Annotated in this window: 16 protein-coding genes, 1 tRNA gene and 2 pseudogenes; 14 read left to right on the top strand and 5 right to left on the bottom strand. The window is 70.1% G+C overall.

Annotation, left to right across the window (positions count from 1 at the left end; all coding sequences use genetic code 11):
• Positions 1 to 128 precede the first annotated feature (128 nt).
• From scpB to AFB00_RS23910, 11 genes are all read left to right on the top strand, one after another.
• Positions 129 to 995: an SMC-Scp complex subunit ScpB gene (gene scpB, locus AFB00_RS23860; RefSeq protein WP_231974049.1), complete on the top strand. Its 867-nt coding sequence runs from the start codon at positions 129 to 131 to the stop codon at positions 993 to 995.
• A 2-nt stretch (positions 996 to 997) separates the two neighbouring features.
• Entirely contained in the window at positions 998 to 1,759 is a 762-nt protein-coding gene (locus AFB00_RS23865; protein WP_068799053.1) for a pseudouridine synthase, read from the top strand.
• Complete coding sequence (gene aroH, locus AFB00_RS23870) at positions 1,759 to 2,121, top strand: chorismate mutase (protein WP_068799054.1); 363 nt, start codon at positions 1,759 to 1,761, stop codon at positions 2,119 to 2,121. Before AFB00_RS23865 ends, aroH begins: the two co-directional genes overlap by 1 nt.
• 103 nt (positions 2,122 to 2,224) lie before the next feature.
• Positions 2,225 to 2,896, top strand: a complete 672-nt coding sequence (gene cmk, locus AFB00_RS23875; protein WP_068800606.1) for a (d)CMP kinase — start codon at positions 2,225 to 2,227, stop codon at positions 2,894 to 2,896.
• Positions 2,893 to 3,582 carry a lysophospholipid acyltransferase family protein gene (locus AFB00_RS23880; RefSeq protein ID WP_068799055.1) on the top strand — a complete coding sequence of 230 codons (690 nt, stop codon included), beginning with the start codon at positions 2,893 to 2,895 and terminating at the stop codon, positions 3,580 to 3,582. Before cmk ends, AFB00_RS23880 begins: the two co-directional genes overlap by 4 nt.
• A 62-nt stretch (positions 3,583 to 3,644) precedes the next feature.
• Entirely contained in the window at positions 3,645 to 5,057 is a 1,413-nt protein-coding gene (der, locus tag AFB00_RS23885) for a ribosome biogenesis GTPase Der (RefSeq protein WP_068800607.1), read from the top strand.
• Between the two features lie 3 nt (positions 5,058 to 5,060).
• A complete protein-coding gene (locus AFB00_RS23890; RefSeq protein WP_068799056.1) occupies positions 5,061 to 6,056 on the top strand; it encodes a zinc-binding dehydrogenase in 996 nt (331 codons plus the stop codon).
• A 65-nt stretch (positions 6,057 to 6,121) separates the two neighbouring features.
• Positions 6,122 to 6,195, top strand: a tRNA-Pro gene (locus AFB00_RS23895).
• A 287-nt stretch (positions 6,196 to 6,482) separates the two neighbouring features.
• Positions 6,483 to 6,746: a transposase gene (locus AFB00_RS23900; RefSeq protein WP_197519595.1), complete on the top strand. Its 264-nt coding sequence runs from the start codon at positions 6,483 to 6,485 to the stop codon at positions 6,744 to 6,746.
• A gap of 20 nt (positions 6,747 to 6,766) precedes the next feature.
• Entirely contained in the window at positions 6,767 to 7,135 is a 369-nt protein-coding gene (locus AFB00_RS23905) for a hypothetical protein (RefSeq protein WP_068799057.1), read from the top strand.
• 34 nt (positions 7,136 to 7,169) lie between these two features.
• Positions 7,170 to 7,445: a tetratricopeptide repeat protein gene (locus AFB00_RS23910; RefSeq protein WP_231974481.1), complete on the top strand. Its 276-nt coding sequence runs from the start codon at positions 7,170 to 7,172 to the stop codon at positions 7,443 to 7,445.
• Between the two features lie 124 nt (positions 7,446 to 7,569).
• On the opposite strand, the gene AFB00_RS23915 is transcribed toward AFB00_RS23910, so the two are convergent.
• The 5 genes and pseudogenes from AFB00_RS23915 to whiA all read right to left on the bottom strand — a co-directional run bounded on the left by AFB00_RS23915 (position 7,570) and on the right by whiA (position 13,351).
• Positions 7,570 to 8,439: an SAM-dependent methyltransferase gene (locus tag AFB00_RS23915; RefSeq protein WP_068799059.1), complete on the bottom strand. Its 870-nt coding sequence runs from the start codon at positions 8,437 to 8,439 to the stop codon at positions 7,570 to 7,572.
• Between the two features lie 184 nt (positions 8,440 to 8,623).
• Positions 8,624 to 9,479 (bottom strand): annotated as a pseudogene (locus AFB00_RS23920) (IS5 family transposase).
• Between the two features lie 115 nt (positions 9,480 to 9,594).
• Positions 9,595 to 10,806, bottom strand: a complete 1,212-nt coding sequence (locus tag AFB00_RS23925) for an IS256 family transposase (RefSeq protein WP_231974483.1) — start codon at positions 10,804 to 10,806, stop codon at positions 9,595 to 9,597.
• A gap of 239 nt (positions 10,807 to 11,045) precedes the next feature.
• Positions 11,046 to 11,819 (bottom strand): HARBI1 family protein, encoded by a 774-nt coding sequence (locus AFB00_RS23930; protein WP_068799934.1) that lies wholly within the window; start codon positions 11,817 to 11,819, stop codon positions 11,046 to 11,048.
• A 590-nt stretch (positions 11,820 to 12,409) separates the two neighbouring features.
• Complete coding sequence (gene whiA / locus AFB00_RS32320; protein WP_156819708.1) at positions 12,410 to 13,351, bottom strand: DNA-binding protein WhiA; 942 nt, start codon at positions 13,349 to 13,351, stop codon at positions 12,410 to 12,412.
• Positions 13,352 to 13,970: 619 nt separating this feature from the next.
• On the opposite strand from whiA, the pseudogene AFB00_RS23940 reads away from it, so the two are divergent.
• The 3 genes and pseudogenes from AFB00_RS23940 to AFB00_RS23950 form a co-directional block, all read left to right on the top strand.
• A pseudogene (locus AFB00_RS23940) lies at positions 13,971 to 15,080 on the top strand (IS256 family transposase); the annotation flags it as partial.
• 209 nt (positions 15,081 to 15,289) lie between these two features.
• Positions 15,290 to 16,723, top strand: coding sequence for an IS1380 family transposase (locus AFB00_RS23945; protein WP_068796312.1), 1,434 nt, complete (start codon positions 15,290 to 15,292; stop codon positions 16,721 to 16,723).
• Positions 16,724 to 17,038: 315 nt separating this feature from the next.
• Positions 17,039 to 18,154 (top strand): IS110 family transposase, encoded by a 1,116-nt coding sequence (locus tag AFB00_RS23950; protein WP_083275376.1) that lies wholly within the window; start codon positions 17,039 to 17,041, stop codon positions 18,152 to 18,154.

Raw genomic sequence — 18,154 nt, forward strand, 5'->3', positions numbered from 1 at the left:
CCGGCGCCGGCGTCGTCGGAACCGCACCGACGAGGGCACCGGCCCCGGCGACCCGGAGACCGGACCGCCGGAGGACGATCCGGACCCCGAGGACCCGGACGAGGCCGACGAGGCGCCCGGGACCATCGGTGACTGATCCGGACGACCGCCCGGGTTCCGACGACCCGGAGAGCCCGTCCGAGCTGCGGCGCCTGATCGGCCGCACGGTGCCCCGCAGCCCGCACGCGACCTTCCCGGACACCGTCCGCCCCACGCCACCGCCCGCCCCGGACGCCGACGCCCCGGAGGCCCCGGAGGCCCCGGAGGCCCCGGAGGCCCCGGACGATGATCGAGCGGCACGGTACGAGCCCGGCGGGGGTCGTTCCGTGCACGCCGACGGCGGGGGAGACGCGGGGAGCGAGCCGGAGCCGGGCGAGGCCGGTCCCGAGGAGCCGGATCCCGACGACCTCGCCGAGGACGCCGAGCTGGAGCGGGCGCTGGAGGCGCTGCTGCTCGTCGTGGACGCACCGATCGACGAGGGCTCGCTCGCCGGCACCCTGAACCAGACGCCGTCGCGGGTCCGGCAGACCCTGAACCGGATGTCGCTGGCGTTCACCGCCGACCGGCGCGGCATCGACCTGCGCCGGGCCGGTGAGGGCTGGCGCCTCTACACCCGGGACCGGTACGCGCCGTACGTCGAGAAACTGCTGCTCGACGGCCAGCGTGCCCGGTTGACCCGGGCCGCGCTGGAGACCCTCGCCGTCGTCGCCTACCGCCAGCCGGTGACCCGCGCACGGGTCTCCGCGGTCCGCGGCGTGAACTGCGACGGCGTGCTGCGTACCCTGCTCACCCGCGGTCTGGTGGAGGAGGCGGGGACCGAGGAACAGACGGGAGGGACACTGTTCCGGACGACCGAGCTGTTCCTCGAGCGGCTCGGGCTCTCCTCGGTGCAGGAGCTGCCGCCGCTGGCGCCGCTGCTGCCCGACATCGACGCCATCGACGACCTGGACGGATAGACATGAGTACCGCACACGACCCCGACGGCGTACGCCTGCAGAAGGTGCTGGCCCGTGCGGGTGTCGCGTCCCGGCGCGCCGCGGAGAACCTGATCGCCCAGGGCCGGGTCAGCGTCGACGGCGAGACCGTCCGCGAGATGGGCCGCCGGATCGACCCCGACACCGCCGTCGTGCACGTCGACGGCGCCCGGGTGACCCTGCGTGACGACCAGGTCTACCTGGCCCTGAACAAGCCCGTCGGCCTGCACTCGACGATGTCCGACGACCTCGGCCGGCCGTGCGTCGGTGACCTGCTCGCCGACCGGGTCGAGCTGATGAAGGAGGCGCAGCGCCTGTTCCACGTCGGGCGGCTCGACGCCGACACCGAGGGACTGCTGCTCCTCACCAACGACGGCGAGCTGGGCAACCGGTTGATGCACCCGTCCTACGAGGTGCCCAAGACCTACCTGGCCGAGGTGGAGGGCAAGATCGCCCGCGACCTCGGGCGCCGGCTGCGCGACGGCATCGAGCTGGAGGACGGCATCGCGACCGTCGACTCGTTCAAGCTCGTCGACTCGGTGCCCGGCCGTTCGACCGTGCAGCTGATCCTGCACGAGGGGCGCAAGCACATCGTGCGCCGGATGCTGGCCGAGGTCGGGCACCCGGTGCAGCGGCTGGTGCGCACCGCCGTCGGCGAGGTCCGGCTGGGCAACCAGCGGCCCGGCAAGCTCCGTCCGCTCGATCGGGTCGAGGTCGGCTCGCTGTACCGGGCGGTGGGACTGTAGTGGCGGTACGTGCGCTGCGGGGTGCCACCCAGGTCGACGCCGACGACCGGACCCAGATCCTCGACCGCTCGGCCGAGCTGGTCGGTGCGGTGCTGGAACGCAACGAGCTGGTCTCCGACGACATCATCTCGATCTGGTTCACCGCGACCCCGGACCTCACCGCCGAGTTCCCGGCCTACGCGGCCCGGCTGCTGGGCCTGACCGACGTCCCGCTGATGTGCGCCACCGAGATGTCGGTGCCGGGTGCGCTGCCCCGGGTGCTCCGGCTGCTCGCCCACGTCGAGACGCCGCGGCCGCGTGCCGAGATGCGGCACGTCTACCTGCACGGGGCCCGCGCCCTGCGGACCGATCTGCCCCAGTAGGACACCCCGCCCCGGGCTCCGGGGTCCGGACCGGCGAGAATGCCCGGGAACCATTCGGCTCGACCACACAGGGGGACAGGTGGCCTTGCGGGGCGTCGTCGCGATGGACGGTCCGTCCGGGACGGGCAAGTCGACCGTCTCCCGGCGGCTGGCTCGGGCCTGCTCGGCGGCCTATCTGGACACCGGGGCGATGTACCGGGCCGCGACGCTGGCCGCGCTGCGGGCCGGTCTGACCGACCGGACCCCGGCCGAGGAGATCGCGCGGGCCGCGACGGGCGCCCGGCTGGAGTCGGGCACCGACCCGGCGGCGCCGACCATCACCCTGGACGGGGTCGACGTCTCCGCGGAGATCCGCGGCCCGGAGGTCACCGGCTTCGTGTCGGCGGTGTCGGCGGTCCCGGAGGTCCGCACCGAGATGGTGGCCCGCCAGCACGGCCTGATCCGCGCGGCGACCGCCGACGGCGGGATCGTCGTCGAGGGCCGCGACATCGGCACGGTGGTGGTGCCGGACGCGCCGCTGAAGGTGTACCTGACCGCGTCGCCCGAGGTCCGTGCGGCCCGGCGGGACCGGCAGGACGCGCGGGCCGGGCGCGAGACCGACCTGCACACCACCCTGGCCGACGTCGAGCGGCGCGACCGCCTGGACTCCTCCCGCCGGATCTCGCCGCTCTACGCCGCGGCCGACGCCGTGGTGCTCGACACCGACCGGCTCTCCGCCGACGCGGTGCTGGAACGGCTGCACGAGCTGGTCGCGGAACGGGGGCTGATCGGGTGAGCCGTGCGCGTGCGCTGCCCGAGGACGGCCTCGGGTGGCTGCACGACCTGGCCCGCTGGATCGGGACCTGGCTGTGGGTGCCGTTCTACCGGGTCCGGCTCCGGCACGGTGAGCGGGTACCGTCGTCCGGTCCGGTGGTGCTCGTCGCGAACCACAGCGCGTTCGTCGACGGGCCGCTGCTGTTCGGCATGTTCGGCCGGCGGACGGTGTTCCTGGTGAAGGCCGAGATGTTCGTCGGCCCGCTGCGGGTGCTCCTGCCGGCACTGGGACAGATCCCGGTCCGGCGGGACGTCGTCGACCGGCGGCCGCTGACCGCCGCGCTGGGCGTACTGCGCGGTGGTGGGATGGTCGCGGTGTTCCCGGAGGGGACGCGCGGCACGGGCGAGGTGGCGGCGGCCCGGCAGGGCGCGGCCTGGCTGGCCCGGTCGGCCGGGGCGGTGCTCCTGCCGGTGGCGGTGCGCGGCACCCGCCGTGCGGACGGCGCCCGGCGCCGGTTTCGCCCCCGGGTCGACGTGCTGGTCGGTCCGCCGCTGCCGGCGCCGTCGGCACCGGGACGGGACGGGCTGGCCACGGCGACCGCCGACGTCACGAGAGCACTGCGGGCACTGGTCCGCGAACTGGAGACGTCCCGAGAGGGACAGCAGAGCGGCCGGATCGATCCGGCCGGGGACGTGAGTGACAGGTGAGCGAGAACGAGAACGGCGGCGGCACCGCCGCCGATGTGGTCGGCGCGGCCGACCGGCTGGAGATGGACCGGCTGGGCCTGGACCCGGCCGAGTTCGTCGCCGTCGACGACGAGGGCCGAGTGGCGGCGGGCATCGACCCGGACGAGGTGCTGGCCACGCCGACCCTCGCCGTCGTCGGGCGGCCGAACGTGGGCAAGTCGACGCTGGTGAACCGGCTGCTGGGCCGGCGCGAGGCGGTCGTGCAGGACGTGCCGGGGGTGACCCGGGACCGGGTCGTCTACGACGCCCTGTGGAACGGCCGCCGGTTCAAGCTGATGGACACCGGCGGCTGGGAACCCGACGCCGAGGGTCTGCAGGGCTTCGTCGCCCAGCAGGCCGAGACGGCGATGCGCACGGCGGACGCGGTCCTGCTCGTCGTCGACGCCACGGTCGGCGCGACCGCGACCGACCAGGCCGCGGCCCGGGTGCTGCGCCGGGCCGACGTCCCGGTGCTGCTGGCCGCGACCAAGGTCGACGACGACCGGCTGACCTCGGACACCACCGAGCTGTGGCGGCTCGGTCTCGGCGAGCCGCGCCCGGTGTCCGGCCTGCACGGCCGCGGATCGGGCGACCTCCTCGACGCGATCCTGGAGGTGCTGCCGGAGACCCCGCGCGACGACGCGCTCGGCTCGGCCGGTGGTCCGCGCCGGATCGCGCTGGTCGGGAAGCCGAACGTGGGCAAGTCCAGCCTGCTGAACAAGCTCGCCGGCGAGGTGCGCTCGGTCGTGCACGACGTCGCCGGCACCACCGTCGACCCGGTCGACTCCCTGGTCGAGCTGGACGGCGAGGTCTTCCGGTTCGTCGACACCGCGGGCCTGCGCAAGCGGGTCAAGATGGCGTCGGGCATGGAGTACTACGCGAGCCTGCGGACCAGCTCGGCCGTGGAGGCCGCCGAGGTGGCGCTGGTGCTGATCGACGCCTCGCAGCCGATCGCCGAGCAGGACCAGCGGGTGCTGACGATGGTCGCCGAGGCGGGCCGGGCCCTGGTCATCCTGTTCAACAAGTGGGACCTCGTCGACGACGAGCGCCGCGACCAGCTCACCCGGGAGCTGGAGCGCGACCTGATCAGTGTCCGCTGGGCGGAGCGGGTCAACGTGTCCGCGCTGACCGGACGCGCGACCCAGCGGGTGGCGCCGGCCCTGCGGCGGGCACTGGAGTCCTGGGACACCCGGATCCCGACCGGCCGGCTCAACCAGTGGCTCAACGACCTGGTCGCGGCGACCCCGCCGCCGGTGCGCGGCGGTAAGCAGCCGAAGATCATGTTCGCCACCCAGGCGCAGACCCGGCCGCCGACCTTCGTGCTGTTCACCTCGGGCTTCCTGGAGGCGGGCTACCGCCGGTTCGTCGAGCGGAAGCTGCGTGAGGAGTTCGGGTTCGGCGGGTCGCCGATCCGTGTCTCGGTCCGGGTGCGGGAGAAGCGCCCGAGGAGGAAGTAGCGCATGCGTGCCCTGCGAGGCGGCCGTCCGGGCGCCCGGACCTGGGACCTCACCGAGATCCCGGCCCCGGAGCCCGGCCCCGGTGAACTGCTCGTCCGGGTCCGGGCGGCCGGGGTCAACCGGGCCGACCTGCTGGCGCTCGCCGGTGGCTACCCGGTCCCGCACGCCGGTCCCGACGGGACCTACACCGCCGGGATGGAACTGGCGGGCGAGGTCGTCGCCGCCGGCCCCGGCACCGGCGGAGCCCCCGGACGGCACCTCGGCGACCGGATCCTGGCCACCGCGTCGGCGGCGTTCGCCGACTACGCCGTGGTCGACGCCCGGCGCGCGCTGCCGGTACCGGCCGGCCTGTGCTGGACCGACGCCGCCGCGCTGCCGGTGGCGCTCGAGACGGTGCACGACGCGCTGGTCACCCAGGCCGGGTTCGGCGGCGGCTCGGTCCTCGTGCTCGGCGGCACCACCGGTGTGGGCCAGGTGGCGATCCGGCTCGCGGCCGCGCTCGGGGCGTCCCCGGTGCTGGCGACGACGACGTCGGAGGTGAAGCGGGACGCGCTGCGTGCCGCCGGGGCGCAGGCCGTCGTCGGGACCGGCGGGCTCGCCGCTGCGATGCGCGACGCCACCGGGGGAGCGGGCGTCGACGTCGTCCTCGACCTGGTCGGCGGGGACCACCTCGCCGCGGCGTTGGGCGGTCTGCGGATCGGTGGGACCGCCGTCCAGATCGGCAGGCTCGCCGGTCCGGCGGCGACCCTGGACCTGGACACCCTGTCGTTCCGGCGGCTGCGGCTGATCGGGACGACCTTCAGCGTCCGCAGTGCGGACGAGCGTGCCGCGGTGGCGGCGGCCGTCGTCCCGGTGCTGGACCTCGTCGCGGACGGCCGGGTCCGGGCGACCGTCGACCGGGTCGTGCCGGCCGCCGACGCGGCGAGGGTGCCCGATCTGCTCCGGTCCGGTGGGGCCGTCGGGAAGATCGTCCTCGACCTCGCGGACGGCGGTGCGTGAGCGGGCCCCCGGGGGCCGTGCGGTAGTCGTGCGGTAGGGTTCTGCTCGTCCCCGTGAGGGGCGGCCGGGACGTGGCGCAGCTTGGTAGCGCACTTGACTGGGGGTCAAGGGGTCGCAGGTTCAAATCCTGTCGTCCCGACGGTCGGAAGTAGGCGGTGTCACCTCCGGGTGGCGCCGCCTTTTTCGTGTCTGACCTGCGAGCGCGCGAACAACCATGATCCTCTGACGATCGTCTTAAATGATCATGCTGGCGTCCACTGTGGTCTTATCGTGGAGCAATCGTGGCGCACGTTGCGCCACGGTGGGAAATGGGGTCAGGCCTGAACCGTCCCGGCTTCTCTGCCGCTCCGTTGTGAGCAGGCTGAGAGGATGGGTGTCGTGCCCAAGAAGATCGACCCAGCGGTTCGGAGCCAGGCTGTGCGTCTGGTGACCGAGCATCGTTCGGCGTACTCGACCGAGCGTGCCGTGCATGTCCAGGTCGCTGAGTCACTCGGGGTGTCGCGTGAGTCCGTGCGTCGCTGGGTGTCCCAGCACGACGTCGACACCGGCGTCGTAGCGGGCGTGACCAGCGATGACCGCGAGGAGCTGCGGCGGTTGCGGGCGGAGAACAAGCGCCTGCGCGAGGTCAACGAGGTCCTCAAGTCGGCGACGATTTTCTTCGTGGGGGAGCTCGACCCCCGAAACCGCTGATCGTCGCGTTCGTCGATCAGATGCGGGCTGCTGGTCATGCCGTCGAGTCGATCCTTGCTGCCCTCAACACCCTGGGGCTCACGATCGCGGCACGAACCTTGCGGGCCTGGTGCGCTCGGACCGGCACCAGGAACGGCGCCGCCGGCCGGGTCGCGGCCCGGACCGTCACCGACGCCCTGGTCGAAGACGCCGTCCGTGCGGCGGCGTTCACCACCAACCGCGCCGGCGAACCGGTGCTGGCCCCAGAGGGACTTTATGGGCGTCGCAAGATGCTGGCCCTGATCCGTCGAACGGTGCTGCCCGAGGCTGGGTTCGGAGCGGTCGACCGGGCGATGCGCTCGGTGGGGCTGGCCGGAGTGGTCCGCGGGAAACTGCGCGGCGCTCGATGACGGGCTCGGCGGCTATGAGGCGCGGCGCGCGACCATCCAGCTCGCCAGCTCGTTGCGCAACCTCGGCCGGCCGCAGGACAGCCTCGCTCTGCTCGATCCCGAGTCCACGACCGTCGGCGACGGGCTCGACGACGCCGTCGTCGTGTTCCGGGCGCTCGCACTCGCCGACCTGGGCCGCCACCCCGAGGCCACCGCGTCCTTGGTGCACGCGCTCGCCGATCACCTTCCCCGCTACACCGCGTCCGCACACCGTTACGCCGACGCGCTGCTCGCCGCCGACGGCCGGGGCGGGAGCCCTGGAACGCACTGAGCGGAGCAGTGTGTCGGCGGCGTGGACGGCCACGGAGACTCGAGGTGTGGATCCCGTAGCCGGGGGAGGCAGGTCGGCCCCTGCCCGGGATCCGCGTGGTCCGGGAGGGGCCGACGCGGTGACGCTACTCGGTCAGCCCGGCTGCTCTGGGCCTGGTCTGCGGCGCTGTGGCCGGGCGGGTCAGTGGGCGGGTGATGGCGCCGTAGCCGCCGAGGGGGTCGGCGTGGTGTTGTCCGGGGGCCCACTGGGCGACGTCGATCAGACCGGGGGGTTCGAGGTCCCAGCCGGTGAGTAGTGCGTGGATCTCGGCGCGGTTGCGCATGGTGCCTGGGGTGCGGGTGGAGGCGTAGTGGCTGTTGGCGGCGGCGATCTCGGCGGCGAGCTGGGGGTGGTCGGGGTAGTCGGTGCTGGACTGGGCGAGGACCAGGACGCTGCCCGGGGCCAGGGCGTCGCGGTAGGCGCGCAGGATCTGGGCGGGCTGATCGGTGTCGGAGACGAAGTGCAGTACCCCGATGAGCAGGACCGCGACCGGCTGGGTGAGGTCGAGCAGGTCGGCCACGCCGGGGCTGGTCAGGACTGCTCGGGGGTGGCGCAGGTCGGCCTGGGTGACGGTGACCTGGTCGGTGTCGCCGAGCAGGTGACGGCTGTAGGTGACCGCGACCGGTTCGATGTCGACGTAGGCGACGCGCGCGGCCGGGTTGTGGGTCCAGGCGGTCTCGTGGACGTTGCCGACGGTGGGCAGCCCGGAGCCGAGGTCGAGGAGCTGGGTGATGGCGAGGTCGCGGACGCAGTGGCGCACGGCGTGGCGCAGGAACACCCGGTTGGCCTGAGCCAAGGATACGGCGCCGGGGTAGGCGTCGCGCACGGTGCGGGCGAGCTGGCGGTCGGATTCGAAGTTGTGCGAGCCGCCGAGCAGGAAGTCATAGGCCCGGGCGGCGTTCGGCTGATTCAGGTCGATCGCTTCGGGATCACTGATGTCGTTACGTTCGCGCATAGCGGGAGTATGCCTGCCCGAGTAGCTGATTCCGACCGCGTCTGCTCACCGCCTTCACCGACCTGGGTCGGTCGTCCTCTGCCTGGCGGGGGCGTGGAGCCGATCAGCCGTGCGGGGCTGACCTCAATAGATCACCTCCGGCTGGTGTTAGAGAGTGTTTGAGAAGATCATGTTGAGGGTGTGACTACGTACTTCTGCTGGCGTCGGGCGGGTTCGCCACGGGCGATGCGGCGGGTGATGGTGTTGATCGCCGCCCAGCGGATCATGGCCTCGGACACTGCGGGGTGGCGTTCGTAGTCGCGGGCCAGGCGGCGGTGTGCGGTGACCCAGGCCAGGGTCCGCTCGACGACCCACCGCCGCGGGAGGACGGCGAATCCGCGCTGTTCAGGCGGTTTGCGCACGATCTCGACGCTGGTGTGCAGGATCGTGGTCGCCCAAGAGTCCAGCAGGCGCCCGGCGAACCCGGCGTCGGCGTAGACGAACCGCACCCTCGTGCGCAGGTAGAGGTCGAGCAGGATCGACTTGGCGCCATCGCGGTCCTGCACCGAGGCCGAGCACACCATCGTGGTCAGCAGCAGGCCGAGGGTGTCGGTCACGATGAACCGCTTCCGACCGTTGACCTTCTTCCCGGCGTCATAGCCGCGGGTGTCCCGCCCGACCGTGTCAGCGCCCCTCACCGACTGCGAGTCGATGATCCCCGCGCTGGGTTCGGGGTCGCGGCCCTCATCAGCGCGTAGCTGACGGCGCACGATCGGGAGGATCTGCTCGGTGACCCTCTGCTGCTCCCACCGGTTGAAGTACCAGTACACCGTCTGCCACGGCGGGAAATCCACTGGTAGAGCCCGCCACGCGCACCCGGCGCGCACGACGTAGAGGATCGCATCCACCACATCACGGCGCGCGTGCTTCTCCGGCCGGCCTCCCGCCCCCGCCGCTGGCAGCAGCGGCTCGATCAACGCCCACTGCTCATCGCTGGTGTCCGAGGGGTACCGCCGCCTACGCCGAGCCACTCCTCCACGATGGACCACACCCGGACGCATCCAGCGCAGACACGCCGACCCTTCTCAAACACGCTCTTAGACCGCTGGCGCGGAGAAGGATGAGTCGGCCCTGGCGGGGGGTCTGTAACAGGAACGGTGGTTCCGGCGTTGTTGGTCAGTAGTGCTCGGCGGACGGCCAGCGGTCACCGAACGTGATCGCGAAGGCGTTGATCACCGGCTTCCATCGGATCGTCCACCGTGCGCGGCCTCGCCCGGTCGGGTCGAGGCTGCGGGTCACAAGGTACAGGCATTTCAACGCGGCCGCCTCGCTGGGGAAATGCCCTCGCGCCCGTACCGCTCGGCGGTAGCGGGCGTTGAGTGATTCGATCGCGTTCGTCGAACACAACACGGCACGGATCTCGGCATCGTAGTCGAGGAACGGAACGAACTCGGTCCAGGCGTTGCGCCACAACCGGATCATCGCCGGATAAGTGCGACCCCATTTTTCGTCGAGGTCATCGAGAGCAGCGAGAGCGGCGTCGGCGGTGGGGGCCGTGTAGATCGCCCGAATCCCTCGCTTGATCGCATCGGTGTCACGCCGCGACGTCAACCGGAACGAGATCCTGATCAAGTGCACGATGCATGTCTGCACGATGGTCTGTGGCCACACGTTCTCCACCACCTCGGGCAGGCCTTTCAACCCGTCGCAGACCAGGAAGAACACGTCCCGCATGCCGCGGTTACGCAGGTCGGTCAGCACCCCCAGCCAGAACTTCGCGCCCTCACCACCGGAGCCGGCCCACAGGCCCAGCACGTCCTTGCGGCCGTCGACGGTGACCCCGATCGCCGCGTAGACGGGCCGGTTGGCGACCTGCCCGTCGCGGACCTTCACCATGATCGCGTCCACGAAGACCGCGACGTACACCGCATCGAGTGGCCGCGACACCCATTCCTGCATCTCGGCGATCACCGAGTCGGTGATCCGTGAGACGGTCTCCTTCGACACCGACGCCCCGTAGATCTCCGAGAAATGCGCCGAGATCTCCCCGGTCGTCAAACCCTTCGCGTACAGCGACAACACGATCTCATCGACATCCCCCAACCGCCGCTGTCGTTTCCGAACGATCTGGGGTTCGAACGTCGAGTCGCGGTCTCTCGGTACCTCGATCTCGACCTCCCCGACAGCATCGGAGATCACCGTCTTCGACCGGTGACCGTTCCGGTTGTTCGTCGATTCCCGGTCCGGGTCGGCCCGGTTCTTTGCATGCCCGAGGTGCTCGGTCATCTCCTCCCCGAGCGCAGTCTCCAGAACGTTCTTGGTGAACAGCTTCAACAGCCCATCCGGGCCGGTCAGCTCCAGGCCGCGTGCTCGCGCGTCGGCCACCATCGCCGCCGCGGCGGCCTGCTCGGGCGAGAGCTGACGCCCTGAACCCGTCTCATCCTTGGCTGAACCCACAAGGTCCGATGTCATCACTCACAGTGCCCATCCCACCGGACCCGAGCCCGGCGTGTCGGACCGGAACCACCGTTCCTTGCACAGGCCCGGGGGAACCGCAGATCGGCATTTACGTTAAAGCAGGTCACGGGCGGTTCAACAGTGAGCCTTTCCCAGTAGGTGCTGGTTGATCATGTGGTTCGGTCGTGCTCGACGTGGAGGAGAACGAGCGCGGCGGCGGTGATCGCGCCGATCCGCCAGGGGCAGAAGCTGACCCGACGCAGCGCCTTGAAGGTGGTCTTGAGCAGGGAGTTCCCGCGTTCGGCCACAGCCCTGACGGCGGAGTGCAGCGTGTTGACGGTGCGCTTGTCCACCGACAGCCCACCGCCGGTGGGGGTCTTGAACGGGCAGGTCAGGCGGGTGTTCTCACCGTCGTAGCCGAGGTCGGCGAGCACGACGTGGGTGTCGTCGGTCCAGTCCTCGATCGCGTCGAGCAGGCCGGGGTGGCCGCGGGCGCAGGTGGTGTCGTGCTCGCGGCCCGGGCGCACCGGGGATGTCCACAACGGCCACCCGTCAGGCGCGGTGAGGACCTGAACGTTCCCGCCGTGGACGTGGTGCTTGCCCGACCACCACAGATCCACTCCCGGGGTCGGTCCGGGAGTGCGGGAGCGGTCAGTGTGGATCACGGTGCCGTCGAGGTGAACGTGGGTGTGCCCGGCGGTGCGGGCCGCGAGCAGCGCGCCGGGCAGTCCAGGCGCGGCGGCGGCCAGAACGTCGATGCCTTCGTGCAGGTAGCGGTAGGTACTCGACAGGCTCAGCTGGTTGTCGGCGGCGAGCTGGGCGACCCGGGTCGCGTCGAGGAACCAGCGCAGCACCAGCACCGCGTGGCGGTCACAGTCCAGCGCCCGACGCCCGCTGCGAGTCCCGCGCCGGAGGCGTTCCTCGGCCAACAGCCGCGACAACATGGACGCGGTGGGCTCCCCGATCGGGAGCACGGCGGTGTAGGTGACAGGATCGGGCACGCGGGACCTCGGTGGTGAGTCGATCTTTGAGCGGACCGACCTCTTCTACCGGGGTCCCGCACCCTCGTTGAGCACCTCCACGCCCCCGGCGTGTCGCCGCCAGCCGCTCCCCACTACTGGGAAAGGCTCAGTGTCCAGCACGAGTCGGCGTTGGTAACGTTCGGTGATTGCCGAACTAGGGGTTCTCCCCGATCGAAGTATGATGCACGCCAGCGGTGTCGACCGGTCGTTGATCCAGGTGTGGAGACGAACGCTAGCGACGTGACCGGTCCTATCTCCCTCGTATCTAGGAAGTCCGAGCTAAGATCCGGCCGACATCGCCTACGTGAGAACTGCGCGGGGGATGTGACCGAGGCGGAAGTCTTAGCCGTTAACCCGGTCAGCTATGGAGGCTGGGTGGTGCTACTGATCCTCGGTTGCGCTCTGGTAGTAGCGATGTTGTTGATCACCGCCCTATGGACCGGAGCCCCGGCTTAGGGCTTACCCCAGGTCTTCCGGGTCGCCAAACGACGGTTCGGCTCAGCGACTGCTTGTCATAGCTGAGACTCGGGGTCGAGCAACTGGGTGGCGTGTTCGCGAAGTCGGCGTAGCCGCCCTGCGACGGTGTCTTTATTAAGGGGCGGTTCGACGAGCCGACCGAGCTCGGACAGCGATAGGGACGGATAGTCCACTCGAAGCCTCCCGATCGTCTGCAGGTGCTCTGGCGTCCGGTCGCCGAGGACCTGCAATGCCCAGCGGATCTGCGCCGCGCTGGCATGACCGGCAACCGTAGCCCGCTCAGCGTTGACAGCCTGGAGCGAAATTGTAATCGCTGCGGGATGCGCGGTTCTGTGCCGCCATTGGCGCAGCGCCTCAGACGCCGAGCGCGCCCCCAACACGCTGAGCAGCGTATCCACCGACGCGGCATCGCTGACGACCACCATGTGGCTGGTCGCCAATTCGCGTGCCATAGCGCGTACCCCGAGTGAACGCGCAGCCCCCACTAGGGCCATCGCCACAGGCATCGTCGGGCAATCCACCTGTAGCCGGGCTACTCCATGCGCTAGCACGACTCGACCAGCGGCTAACAACGCCGCCCGCCACACCCCGCCAGCCACGAGCGGCCCCCCAGCCACCACTGCCGGCACCAGCCCTTGCACCCGTCGTCCCCGCCGATCAAGCGCGCCCACCATCCGAGCCAAGTCGCCGCCCCGGGCCCGCACTCGAAGGACGTAACGTAACGCACGATCGTCGGCCGGCACCACGCTCATATCGAGCGGGCGATCGTAGATGCCGTCGACCAGACGACGTAACAGCCACGTCGCTTCCAGTACCGGACACTCCACACGGATTACCGTGTCACCATCCACGAAGCGGACATCGCCGTTTACGCGAACCATTGTCGCTACAATCGCTCGCGCAATCGACGGACGGTCGTCCTGCACGTCAGACAGCATCTGATGTAACTCGCTAGTCACCTGCACGGGATCGACCACGCCTACGCCTTCTCGTTAGCAGTAAAAAAACTAGATAACGCGCCCGGCAATCTCATAGCGATCGTCCAGCGAACAGTACCGTGAGACTTCCACGCGCACCCCGGAATCAAAGCACCGGCCATGGATACTGCATTGCTGCGCTATCGCTGATTACTCGACGAGGGCCGTTCGGCGGCCGGAATGTCACCGGTGTGAAGCTCGCAAAGAGGATTGACACACGGCAAATCCTCGGCTCCGGCCCGGTAAGCCGCGTTAGCCAGAACCGAGCACACGCACCCCCGCGCTCGAGCTGCAGGCCCTCCTGGAGCACCGCCGTCGAAGTCTACTGACCGTTGATGCTGTTTCGCCGAACCAGAACCCGTCGCCGCCGACATGGCGCCCCTCCTCGCCGTCCCGGCACCTGGGAAAACGCCCCAACGTTCTACACCCGCCAGCACGTACAGTGATCTCGGCACTCGTAGAGCCTTCCTACGCTCACACACTGTACACCATACCGCTGGTAACACCCACCGTAGCCCCCGCCACAGGCGGCGACGCCAAGCTGCCGGGCCTGTGCAAGGAACGGTGGTTCCGGTCCGACACGCCGGGCTCGGGTCCGGTGGGATGGGCACTGTGAGTGATGACATCGGACCTTGTGGGTTCAGCCAAGGATGAGACGGGTTCAGGGCGTCAGCTCTCGCCCGAGCAGGCCGCCGCGGCGGCGATGGTGGCCGACGCGCGAGCACGCGGCCTGGAGCTGACCGGCCCGGATGGGCTGTTGAAGCTGTTCACCAAGAACGTTCTGGAGACTGCGCTCGGGGAGGAGATGACCGAGCACCTCGGGCATGCAAAGAACCGGGCCGACCCGGACCGGGAATCGACGAACAACCGGAACGGTCACCGGTCGAAGACGGTGATCTCCGATGCTGTCGGGGAGGTCGAGATCGAGGTACCGAGAGACCGCGACTCGACGTTCGAACCCCAGATCGTTCGGAAACGGCAACGGCGGTTGGGGGATGTCGATGAGATCGTGTTGTCGCTGTACGCGAAGGGTTTGACGACCGGGGAGATCTCGGCGCATTTCTCGGAGATCTACGGGGCGTCGGTGTCGAAGGAGACCGTCTCACGGATCACCGACTCGGTGATCGCCGAGATGCAGGAATGGGTGTCGCGGCCACTCGATGCGGTGTACGTCGCGGTCTTCGTGGACGCGATCATGGTGAAGGTCCGCGACGGGCAGGTCGCCAACCGGCCCGTCTACGCGGCGATCGGGGTCACCGTCGACGGCCGCAAGGACGTGCTGGGCCTGTGGGCCGGCTCCGGTGGTGAGGGCGCGAAGTTCTGGCTGGGGGTGCTGACCGACCTGCGTAACCGCGGCATGCGGGACGTGTTCTTCCTGGTCTGCGACGGGTTGAAAGGCCTGCCCGAGGTGGTGGAGAACGTGTGGCCACAGACCATCGTGCAGACATGCATCGTGCACTTGATCAGGAACTCGTTCCGGTTGACGTCGCGGCGTGACACCGATGCGATCAAGCGAGGGATTCGGGCGATCTACACGGCCCCCACCGCCGACGCCGCTCTCGCTGCTCTCGATGACCTCGACGAAAAATGGGGTCGCACTTATCCGGCGATGATCCGGTTGTGGCGCAACGCCTGGACCGAGTTCGTTCCGTTCCTCGACTACCACACTGAGATCCGTGCCGTGTTGTGTTCGACGAACGCGATCTGGGTGTTTAGATCAAGGAGTCGGTCAGGGCGTTGCTTCCCCGGCCGATGCTCGAGGCGGCCAGCCCTGACTCTGACCCGAATCCGCGAGTTGCGCTGGTGGCCGGACTGGGGAGATGGCGATAGGTGCCCGCTGACCTGCGATGATCGTGTTTGCGACGACACGACATTGCGGGTTGAGAGGACACCTATCAGGTGCGAACAGTACGCAAGCGACGCCCGCGGTGTGCGCGGGTGCGTCTCGGCGCGCCGGACGCGGCGCTGACCAGGTTCTCCGGGCTGGCCGCGGTGACCGAGCTGATCGACCGGCTCGGGATCATCGACAAGCTCGACGCCGCGGTCGGGCCCATCAAGGACCGCGACCGCGGGTGCAGCGCCGGGCAGATGCTGGTCGGCATGTCGGCGGCGCAGCTGTGCGGGGAGGACTTCCTGGTCGGGCTGGACCGGCACCGCGCCGACACCGCCGGGCAGGCACTCACGCCGGTGCCGGGGTTGGCGTCCACGACCGCCGCCGGGCTCGCGCGCAAGTTCATCGAGGGGCAGTGGGCGGCGGTGGAGACCGGGCTCGGTGACGTGCACACCACCGCGCTGGACCTGCTCGCCCAGGTCGACCCGGACCGGGCCGAGCAGCTGACGGCGGACGTGACGATCGATCTGGACACCACCGATGTCGAGGTTTACGGCCGGCTCAAGCAGGGCGTGGCGTTCAACCACCAAGGCCAGCGGGTCGCCCGCCCGCACGTCGCGACCTGGGCCGACACCGCGGTGGTGCTGGCCGCTGACCTCGGTTCGGGCCGGGATGACCCCCGCGCCACCAGCGCCGAGCTGTTCCACCGGGCGCTGGCCGCGCTCCCCGCGCAGGCGCGGGCGGGGCGAGTCCGCGTGCGTGCGGACGCGGGCTACTTCGCCGGGCAGCTCGCCCGCGCAGCCCTGTTCGTCGGCGTGGAGTTCGCCATCGGCGCCCGACGCATCGCGCCGCTGTGGCGCATCCTCGACGGCGTCGCGGCCGACGGGTGGACCGACGCGATCGACATGACCGGCGCGCAGGTCGCGGTGGCCGACTATTGCCCGAACTGGTGGCCCGCAGCGACCCAGCTGCTGATCCGTCGGGTCCGGCTCGACCTGGACCACGGCCAGGTCTCCGGTGACCCGCGAGCGCGGCGCCGACGCACCCTGCACCCCGCCCAGCGGGCGCTCCCGCTCGACGACCTCGCTACGGTGGCCAAGGTCGACGGGGTGTTCGCCTACTCGTTCATCGTGACCAACCTCGACGTCTCCACACCTGCCGCAGCCGCGCAGGCCGAGTACTGGTACCGCCACCGCACGAAGGTGGAGAACCTGTTCCGCGACACCAAGCACGGCGCCGCGCTGCGCCACCTCCCCTCCGGACACCTCGCGGTGAACCGAGCCTGGATGTGGGGCGCACTCCTGGCCGCCACCACCAGCGGGTGGCTGCACCACCTCACCGCCCGCACCCGCGACGGGCGCCTGGTCGGGCACGGCGTCCGCGGCGGCCAGGCCATGATCGCCACCCTGCGCCGGCGGCTGATCACCATCCCCGCCCGCCTCGTGCGCCACGCCCGCGGCCTCACCCTGCGCCTACCACCCGGCGAGCACCTACTCGCCGAGGTCCTCGCCCGCGTCCGCGCCCTGCCCGCTCCGTCCTGACCCGGCCGCACCGGCCCCGACCAGCACAGGAACCCGCCACCCGAGGCGACACTCGGGCCGCCCGCTTGCCCACCACCCAACTCCCGACCCAAGCAACATCAACTTTGGCCGACCAAGATCAGCTCATAGCCTACTCGCGGATTCGAGTCTGAACGCTATTGACGCCGTGAGGCTGTCTTCGATTCGAAGTGTCGGGCTGGCCGCGTGAGCGCAGGCCCGCGGTGCCTGGCTTGAAGAGAGCCTGCCTGACTCAACCCAGATCTGCCGACACCGCGGGCCTGCGCTGTCCACGATAGGCCACGCAGACGGGAACAAGTGTTGACGCACGAACACGGTGTCGCGGGGATCGATCCTCACAAGAATACGGCTACCATCGCAGTCCTCGATCATCGAGGCGGCGTGGTCGACAACAAGTCCTTCTCCATCACCAAGGGCGGTATCGATGAGCTGCTGACGTTCCTGCTCGGTGTCGAGCTGACGATCGACCGGATCGGCATCGAAGGATCGGGATTTCTCGGCCAGCCGCTGGTCCTCGCGCTCGCGGCCGCGGGTTACGACGTGCGCGAAGTCCAAGCCAACCGCACCGCGGAGCGGCGTAAGCGTCGTCGTCGGGCCAAGACCGACGCCGAGGACGCGGAGGCCATCGCCCGAGAGGCCCTCAGCGACCCCGAGCTGCCTCCGGCCGGGAAGCACACCGCGCCCAGCCCGACATGGCAGACGCTCACGGTGATCCGCGACTGGCGTGAATCTCTTGTCCTGCAGCGTGTTCGGCTGCTCACCGAGTCCGAAGCAGTACTCGTCACGCTCCCCGTCGCCATCCGCGCCACGTTGCCCTCGACCAGCCGCGTTCTCCCGCAGCTCCAGTCCCTGGTCGACGGCGTCGCGAACCCCGATCTGCTCAGCCCAGCCGAGCGGCTCAAGCTCGACCGGCTCGCGGCCAGCCTGAACGACATCATCACCCTGACGGCGCGGATCAAGGAACTCGACCGACAGATTCCCGCCCTCCTCAGCGACCTTGGCTGCACCCTCACAGAGGTCCGCGGTGTCGGCGTGGTCACAGCCATGGATCTTCTGGTCGAGATCGGCGATCCGTGCCGGTTCACGACCGAGGCCCAGTTTGCACGCTGGTGCGGAATCGCGCCCGTCGCCCTCTCGTCGGGTGAAGGTCACGGGCCGGCCCGTCGGCACCGACTCGACCTCGGCGGCAATCGAGCTGTCAACTCTGTTCTGCACATCGTGCACGTCACGCAAGTCCGATGCCACCCGCCGGCGAAAGAGTACATGGCGAAACGGGTCACCGACAACAAGACAAAACGTGAGGCTCGGCGAAGCCACAAGCGGCAGCTCGCGAACATCATCATCAGACACATGTGGACCGACGCAAGACGCTCCACGGCGACCACACCGACCAGCTCCGCAGCTGCTGCTTGA

It is taken from the genome of Pseudonocardia sp. HH130630-07 (genome assembly GCF_001698125.1).
Lineage (GTDB): Bacteria > Actinomycetota > Actinomycetes > Mycobacteriales > Pseudonocardiaceae > Pseudonocardia.